The sequence below is a fragment of the Rahnella perminowiae genome (genome assembly GCF_019049755.1).
Lineage (GTDB): Bacteria > Pseudomonadota > Gammaproteobacteria > Enterobacterales > Enterobacteriaceae > Rahnella > Rahnella perminowiae.
Map to the genome: position 1 here is coordinate 1 of NZ_JAFMOS010000402.1, position 7785 is coordinate 7785.

8 protein-coding genes are annotated in these 7785 nt (G+C 50.4%); 3 read left to right on the forward strand and 5 right to left on the reverse strand.

Translation table 11 applies throughout. The features are described 5' to 3' along the window. The coding region (locus J1785_RS05560; RefSeq protein ID WP_420803828.1) for a hypothetical protein at window positions 1–838 on the forward strand (838 nt) is incomplete at its 5' end. Window positions 839–906: 68 nt separating this feature from the next. Here J1785_RS05560 and rseC read toward each other — a convergent pair. The 4 genes from rseC to rpoE are packed head-to-tail and all read right to left on the reverse strand — an operon-like array spanning window position 907 to window position 3623. After that, window positions 907–1371, reverse strand: a complete 465-nt coding sequence (gene rseC, locus J1785_RS05565; protein ID WP_217139389.1) for a SoxR-reducing system protein RseC — start codon at window positions 1369–1371, stop codon at window positions 907–909. A gap of 48 nt (window positions 1372–1419) precedes the next feature. After that, window positions 1420–2370 carry a sigma-E factor regulatory protein RseB gene (gene rseB, locus J1785_RS05570; protein ID WP_129952903.1) on the reverse strand — a complete coding sequence of 317 codons (951 nt, stop codon included), beginning with the start codon at window positions 2368–2370 and terminating at the stop codon, window positions 1420–1422. Continuing rightward, complete coding sequence (gene rseA / locus J1785_RS05575) at window positions 2370–3017, reverse strand: anti-sigma-E factor RseA (RefSeq protein ID WP_129952904.1); 648 nt, start codon at window positions 3015–3017, stop codon at window positions 2370–2372. Before rseA ends, rseB begins: the two co-directional genes overlap by 1 nt. Before the next feature lie 30 nt (window positions 3018–3047). Next, the gene (gene rpoE, locus J1785_RS05580; RefSeq protein WP_129953316.1) at window positions 3048–3623 is read right to left on the reverse strand and encodes an RNA polymerase sigma factor RpoE; all 576 of its coding nucleotides are present in this window, start codon (window positions 3621–3623) and stop codon (window positions 3048–3050) included. Window positions 3624–3837: 214 nt separating this feature from the next. Between rpoE and nadB the strand changes: the two genes are divergently transcribed. Next, the gene (gene nadB, locus J1785_RS05585) at window positions 3838–5439 is read left to right on the forward strand and encodes an L-aspartate oxidase (RefSeq protein WP_205952702.1); all 1602 of its coding nucleotides are present in this window, start codon (window positions 3838–3840) and stop codon (window positions 5437–5439) included. A gap of 62 nt (window positions 5440–5501) precedes the next feature. On the opposite strand, the gene trmN is transcribed toward nadB, so the two are convergent. After that, window positions 5502–6248, reverse strand: coding sequence for a tRNA(1)(Val) (adenine(37)-N(6))-methyltransferase TrmN (gene trmN, locus J1785_RS05590; RefSeq protein WP_129992118.1), 747 nt, complete (start codon window positions 6246–6248; stop codon window positions 5502–5504). A 156-nt stretch (window positions 6249–6404) separates the two neighbouring features. On the opposite strand from trmN, the gene srmB reads away from it, so the two are divergent. Further along, window positions 6405–7733, forward strand: a complete 1329-nt coding sequence (gene srmB / locus J1785_RS05595) for an ATP-dependent RNA helicase SrmB (protein ID WP_129952907.1) — start codon at window positions 6405–6407, stop codon at window positions 7731–7733. Window positions 7734–7785 lie beyond the last annotated feature (52 nt).

Genomic DNA, 7785 nt, shown 5'->3' on the forward strand with positions numbered 1-7785 from the left:
CGGTTACAAGGTTATCACTATGATCAATGAAGGGCGGCTGCTCAGTCAGCATGGCTTTGCCAAAGCCAACTCTTGGATCACTCTGGTCCTGTCTGTATTGTTATTGATCGGCGGTGCAGTGCAGATTGCATTTTTGCTGGCCTTTGGCCAGACCGCTGAGGGACTGCATACTGTAATTTTGTCCGCTCTGCTCAGTATTGCCCTGGGTATTGTCCTTATCCTGCTGCGACGTCTGATACGGCCAAATCAAATCTATCAGCTTCATGAAAACGGTATTTTAGTTATAAGCCAGACCGATAAGAAAAACCGTTTTATCCCTTTTGACCGCATTATGGATATATATCGCTTCAGAACCGGGAAATACACACGCCGTATTTTAAACACAATGATATTCCGCGAGGAAGACAGCAAAGTCTGGCACCGAATTACGCCAAACATCGCCAATTCGGAAAGATTAATTGAAGTGATTAAAAATGAACAGCTGATGTATCGTGGCCCCTGGGCCTTAAATACCCTGGCGCAGGGAGGGGATATTCTTTTTACCTATCTGATCAATCCACATTCCGGATTGAAAAGATTTATCGGCGCTAACCTGCTGGCGTTGAACGAAAAAAAGATACACCTGAGCGCCCTGGTATTAACCACCGATGAAGGAAAGAAAGTGCCTGTTGAGGATATTCAGTTTATCAGTGGCGGCAGCAACAGCCCGCTGATACGTCTGCTGGATAAACACGGCCGCATCCTTTTCTCTGTTGAATATACATCGCTTTCAAGTGCAGATCTTTTCATCGCACTGATCGAACATATGATCCAAAACCGTATACCCGTCAGAAATTAAAAATGACACAGTGTTAGCAAACACTGTGTCATTTTTATGCATGGCAAGAAGCAGAATTAAGCAGGGAGTTAACTGTCAACCGAATAACGGAAAGCGTCAGGTGGCAAACCCACCTGCAAAATCACAGGCTGGTAGCCTGCTTTACTATCCATTTTCGCAGCCAGTGATTTGGCTATCAGAAATCCTAATCCGCCCCCCAGCACCGCACCAACAACCGCATATACATCTGCTTTCAGCACGGCTTGCAATACGCCGCCACCTGCAATCACACCAACCAGTGGCGTCATATAAACCAGCAACGCCGAGCGCAACAGGTTCCCTTCCTGTATTCCCAGTTCAACTTTCTGACCAGGTACAAGAGGCTCGTTAACGCTGACCCGGAGGTTATGTTCAGTTTGCGGCCCTAACTCATTCAATACGCGAGCGCCACAGCCTGAACGTGAATGGCAGCTACTGCAACCCGCCTGTGTTTCACAACGCAGTGTCGCAATACCGTCTTGCCACGACACAACCGTGGCCCATTCTTTCATCATGTGATCACCCTGTATTTCTGCCACTGAGGCCGTTATTTCTGTTAAACGCTATTTTGCTGAGAAAACAATGCTCTCGGCAATACGTTTGGCCGTTGAAGGAGGAAGTTCACCGACGACAGTGATTTCATTGCCATTACGTATTTCGGTTTGCACGGTTCTGCGCCCTTGCCTGATCAATTGCTCAGAAGGACCACTGGTTGTTGCACTGATATTGACAGAGAAACTAAACAGTCCGTCAGTGTACAACCGGGATTCTATCGATACAGGCATATTTGGCAAGTTCCGGCGGCTACTTGCCACCTCCGTCACGCCATCTGGCAGCCATTTTATTTGCCAGTCAAACTTCACCTGCTCAGAGGCAGGTAAAGACAGCACAGGTGGTAAACTCGCTTTTTCGAGATCAACAACCGTTCCAATGACTTGTTGTCCTTCATCGAAACTGATGACGCGGAACTGCTCCAGTGTTTCACCGTCACGATCCAGTAAATCGACACGCATCGGCAGTTTCGTCTGCTCATCGATCCATATGACATAACTAAATCGGGTACCATCGCGGGACACAACACGGATCACCTGACTCAGACGATCGGCTGCACGTGCACGGCCTACGGCAATAAAATCGTAGTATTTAGTCAGAAGAGTGAAATCGCTAAAGACGATAGAAGGCAGGGAATCAACGATATGATCGCCGTCCAGCGTAAAGGGCTGTAAACCGGTCTCAAAGTAGCTGATGTCTTTCCCACGCTGGACAATTTCACGGCGCGGTCCATCCATCAGAACCAGTTGAGCGAGCGGAGTTTGATGAGAAACAGCATGACGATAGCGAAAGGAATCAATCCCTTGCTTCGTGATGTTGATAAAACCCATTTCATAATTCAGCGTTTGGGAAGCTTTGCCCATCTCTTGTAGTAACGCCTCGGAAGGTGAATCTGCCGAGGCGATACCAGGAGTAAGCACGCTGCCCGCCGCTAAACAAACGGCAAACCAAATTTGCTTCATTACTGCGTTTGCGTTCCTAAAGACTGAGTTCCTGGGACCTGAACAGCGGCTTGCTGAGGAGTAACAGGTTCAAGTTGAAGCTGCTCTGAATGCAAGCGGCGCTGCAATTCGTAATCCTGCAACATCGCATTAATGCGTTTACGTTGCTCCTGAACATTTTGTTGCCCGCTGGTGGTATTGCCTTCATTTGGCACGCCGAAGCTCACCGGAGAAGCTTTACCCATCATAGGCAATGTATTGAACGCTGGCGTTTCCGGAGAAGCCCCTGATGCGTCAGGCTGGTTATAATGCTGAACACCAACAATAACAGCGAGTGAGACACAAGCCGCCACGCCCACCTGAGTCAACTGGCTCGCCCATGGGCGCACCTTCTGCCAGAATGGCATTTTTTGCCAGGTATGAGGCTGAGGTTGAGATTCGGTTGCGGAACCCGGTACCAGTTTTACCGGCTCATTTGCCAGCGCTGCGGCCACACGGTCTGCGATATCCAGATGCAACACGTTCCCAATATCACCGCGTAGCGTATCGCGGATCAAATGATAACTCTGCCAGTCTTGCTGAAGCCTGGTATCAGTTGATAATGAACTTAACAGTTCAGTATCAATGGCTTCACCATCCATCAGAGCGGAAAGCTTTTCTTTCTGCATGCCTAAGTATCCTTCCTGTGTCCGTCATCTCTAACGCTGGATGAGCGGTTGAACTTTGTTATCAATTGCTTCCCGGGCACGGAATATACGTGATCTCACTGTACCCACCGGACAATCCATGATGGCGGCTATTTCTTCGTAGCTCAATCCATCCAACTCCCTCAAGGTAATCGCCATACGGAGATCTTCGGGAAGTGCTTCAATAGTACGGAAAACGACCTGCCGTAATTCTTCAGACAACATCAAGTTCTCAGGGTTCGAAATTTCTTTAAGGGCACCGCCATTTTCGAAATTTTCGGCTTCATTCGCGTCGACATCACTGGATGGCGGGCGTCGGCCCTGAGCGACTAAATAATTTTTCGCTGTGTTGACTGCAATACGATACAGCCAGGTATAAAAAGCACTGTCGCCGCGGAAAGATTCCAGCGCACGATACGCTTTAATAAAAGATTCCTGAACCACATCAGGCACATCGCCTTGTGGTACATAGCGGGATACAAGGCTCGCTACCTTATGCTGGTAACGAATAACCAGTAAATTGAACGATTTTTGATCACCCTTCTGGACCCGCTCAACCAGAACCTGATCGGCTAACTGCTCGCTCATCCGAGGTAAAATCTCCCCAAAACCTTCTCCGCGCTTAAAATCGTACTGCCAGCTTTCATCATTATATTCCTGAGCAAGTACTGCTTGGAGTTCACATGAAACATTAAGTTCCACATCGCCATTGTTTTTTCTATTGAAGTCTCAAGCCCGTGGCTTTTGCACGGAGGTTTAGGCTAACATGAATTTCCCTCTTCTTCTGCAAACATCATACGTTATGCAACCTTCATCTGAATTTGTTAGCGATGTATTGATAATCGGAAGTGGCGCTGCGGGCCTTTCTTTGGCTTTGCGACTTGCAGACCACTGTCATGTCACTGTTCTCAGTAAAGGCCCACTCAACGAAGGCTCAACATTCTATGCCCAGGGCGGCATTGCCGCAGTTTTCGACGAAGCAGACAGCATTGCCTCACATGTTGATGACACATTAATTGCCGGCGCGGGCTTATGCGATAAAGAAGCTGTTGAATTTATCGCGAGTAATGCACGTCATTGCGTCCAGTGGTTGATCGACCAGGGCGTACTGTTTGATACCGAACCTAATACCAGCTCAGAAGAGCGTTATCATCTGACTCGCGAAGGCGGTCACAGCCACCGTAGGATCCTGCATGCTGCTGATGCTACAGGTAAAGAAGTAGAGACTACGCTGGTTGGGAAAGCAAGAGCCCACGCTAATATTTGCGTGAAAGAGCGCTATAATGCCGTTGATTTAATCACCTCAAGCAAGCTTGGATTGCCCGGGACACAACGCGTTGTTGGCGCATATGTCTGGAACCGTGATAAAGAGCATGTTGAAACGCTCCGTGCCAAAGCCGTTGTACTGGCCACGGGGGGCGCTGCCAAGGTTTATCAGTACACGACCAATCCTGATATTTCATCAGGCGATGGCGTCGCCATGGCGTGGCGTGCAGGCTGTCGTGTGGCCAATCTTGAATTCAACCAGTTTCACCCGACCTGTCTCTATCATCCTCAGGCACGCAACTTTCTGCTGACGGAAGCATTGCGCGGCGAAGGAGCCCTGCTCAAACGCCCGGACGGCACCCGTTTTATGCCGGATTTCGATGAGCGTGGCGAACTGGCACCGCGCGATGTCGTGGCGAGAGCCATCGACCATGAAATGAAGCGTCTTGGCGCTGACTGCATGTATCTGGATATCAGCCATCGTCCGCCGGAATTCATTAAACATCATTTCCCGATGATTGATGAAAAGCTGCAATCACTGGGTATTGATCTGACTAAAGAGGCCATTCCAATTGTTCCGGCTGCCCATTATACCTGTGGTGGTGTCATGGTCGACCAGCACGGACGCACCGATCTCGATGGGTTGTATGCCATTGGCGAAGTCAGTTATACCGGCCTGCATGGCGCAAACCGTCTGGCCTCTAATTCACTGCTGGAATGCGTCGTTTATGGCTGGTCAGCGGCGGAAGACATCATCAAACGTTTGCCGCATGCCCGGCTGGCCAAAAACATCCCGCAATGGGATGAAAGCCGGGTGGATAATTCCGATGAACAGGTTGTCATTCAGCATAACTGGCATGAACTGCGGCTGTTTATGTGGGATTACGTCGGGATCGTGCGCACAACAAAACGCCTTGAGCGCGCATTGCGCCGCATCATGACGCTGCAACAGGAAATTGACGAGTATTATGCAAACTTTCGTATTTCCAATAACCTGCTGGAACTGAGAAATCTGGTGCTGGTGGCCGAGTTGATCGTCCGCAGTGCCCTTGAGCGCAAAGAGAGTCGCGGACTGCATTACACGCTGGATTATCCTGATTTACAGGAAAATCCGCAGCCCACTATTTTGCAGCCGTAGTATTTACCGAAATACTGCCAGGAAAGTGCGAAGGAACGCACTTTTAAAAGCTCAGACATCCGCTAATAATTCAGATAAAAATCAGTAATCAGCGCACAAAAAGCTTCACTGTAGACACCTTCCGATTTTCGCAGCGCCAGTTCCTCATCAACCCGTTCAACGGATTGCCTTGATAAGGTGAGCAGTAACCGGTTTAGCGGTTTTCCCGGCCGATCGCGTACGGCCATCCGCCATGCGCTGAACCAACCTTGCCGGTGAGCCAGGGTTTCAAACGCCAGCCCGATGTCGTACGGTAAAACAACGCAGAACAATCCCTCTGGCGTGATCAGATTTTTCGCGCATTCCAGCAATGTGTCGTGCGTCAGAGTTTCGGTGTAACGGGCCGCATTGCGGGCTGCATCGCGGCAGGCCACCGCCGATTCAAAGTAAGGCGGATTACTGACAATCAGATCGTATTCAGACGGATGCTCTGCGGCATACGCAGTGATATCTTGCGCATACACCGCCAGCCTCGTCGCCCAGACTGATTCGCGGAAATTCTCATCAGCCTGCGCGGCGGCGGAAGGTTCCAGTTCGACGGCATCAATACGGGTTTGAGCCTGACTGCGTTGCGCCAGCATCATGGCAATCAGACCGCTGCCACAGCCAATATCGAGCACGCGCCGTGCCTGGCTGACCGGCGCCGTGGCACCGAGCAGAACACCGTCGGTACCCACTTTCATCGCACAACGGTCATGCGCAACGAAAAATTGTTTAAAGGTAAATCCGTTACGCCGTAAAGTTTTTGCAGAACCGACTTCTTTTGTCACTCATTTCACCGTAATAACGCCAGCCAACAGGGCCGGGAACGAAAACTGTCGTAGCATAGGGTAAAGAGAACCAGAGTAAAAGCCACGCAAACCGCTTAAATAGGTGAAGATCGCGTCTAACACGTCTATAATCGGCGCCCCAAGTAGAGGTAGACCATGACTGTAACCACTTTTTCCGAACTCGAACTCGATGAACGCCTGATTGAAGCCCTTGGCGACAAAGGCTATAGCCGTCCTACTGTCATTCAGGCAGAGGCCATTCCGCCAGCAATGGACGGACGCGATGTGTTGGGTTCGGCTCCTACCGGCACCGGCAAAACAGCGGCATTCCTGCTGCCTGCATTGCAGCATTTGCTGGATTTCCCGCGTAAGAAATCGGGTCCGCCACGAATTCTGATCCTCACGCCAACCCGTGAACTTGCTATGCAGGTTGCTGAACAAGCGCGTGAGTTAGCCAAACATACCGAACTGGATATCGCCACCATCACCGGCGGCGTGGCTTATATGAACCACGCCGAAGTGTTCAGCGAAAACCAGGACATCGTTGTGGCGACCACCGGTCGTTTGCTGCAATACATTAAAGAAGAAAATTTTGACTGCCGCGCAATCGAAACCCTGATCCTTGATGAAGCCGACCGCATGCTGGATATGGGGTTTGCTCAGGATATAGAAACAATTTCTGCTGAAGCACGCTGGCGCAAACAGACGTTGCTGTTCTCCGCAACGCTGGAAGGGGAAGCCATCCGTGAATTCGCAGAGCGCATCCTGACTGAGCCGGTAGAAATCGAAGCCGACCCGTCACGTCGCGAACGCAAAAAAATTCTGCAATGGTATTATCGTGCCGACGATGTAGCACATAAAACCCAGATGCTGATCCATTTGCTGAAACAGGAAGATGTCACGAAATCCGTGATCTTCGTGCGCAAGCGTGAACGCGTGCATGAGCTGGTTGCCTGGCTGCGTCAGGCAGGGATTAACTCCTGTTATCTCGAAGGCGAAATGGTACAGGTGAAACGTACCGAAGCCGTCAAACGTATGGTTGAAGACCGCGTTAACGTCCTCGTTGCGACCGACATTGCAGCACGCGGCCTGGATATCAACGATATCAGCCACGTCTTCAACTTTGATCTGCCGCTGACCGCTGATATCTATCTGCACCGTATCGGCCGAACAGGTCGTGCCGGTCGCAAAGGTACTGCGATTTCCTTCGTGGAAGCACATGACCATCTGCTACTCGGTAAGATTGGCCGTTACCTTAACGAGCCGCTGAAAGCCCGTGTGCTGGACGAGTTCCGTCCTAAAACCAAAGCCCCGAGCGAAAAAGTCACCGGTAAGCCGTCGAAGAAAGTGCTGGCGAAACGCAAAGAAAAACAAAAAGCGGCACAGGAAAAGTCGAAGGTGAAAGTTAAAGTTCGCCATCGTGACAGCAAAAACGTCGGCAAACGCCGCGTTAAACCTGACGCGGTAAAAGACGCCGCTAAATAGTTCTCGGCCTGGCTGGATGCAAAGAAAAACCGCCCCGTGTGAACGGAGGCGG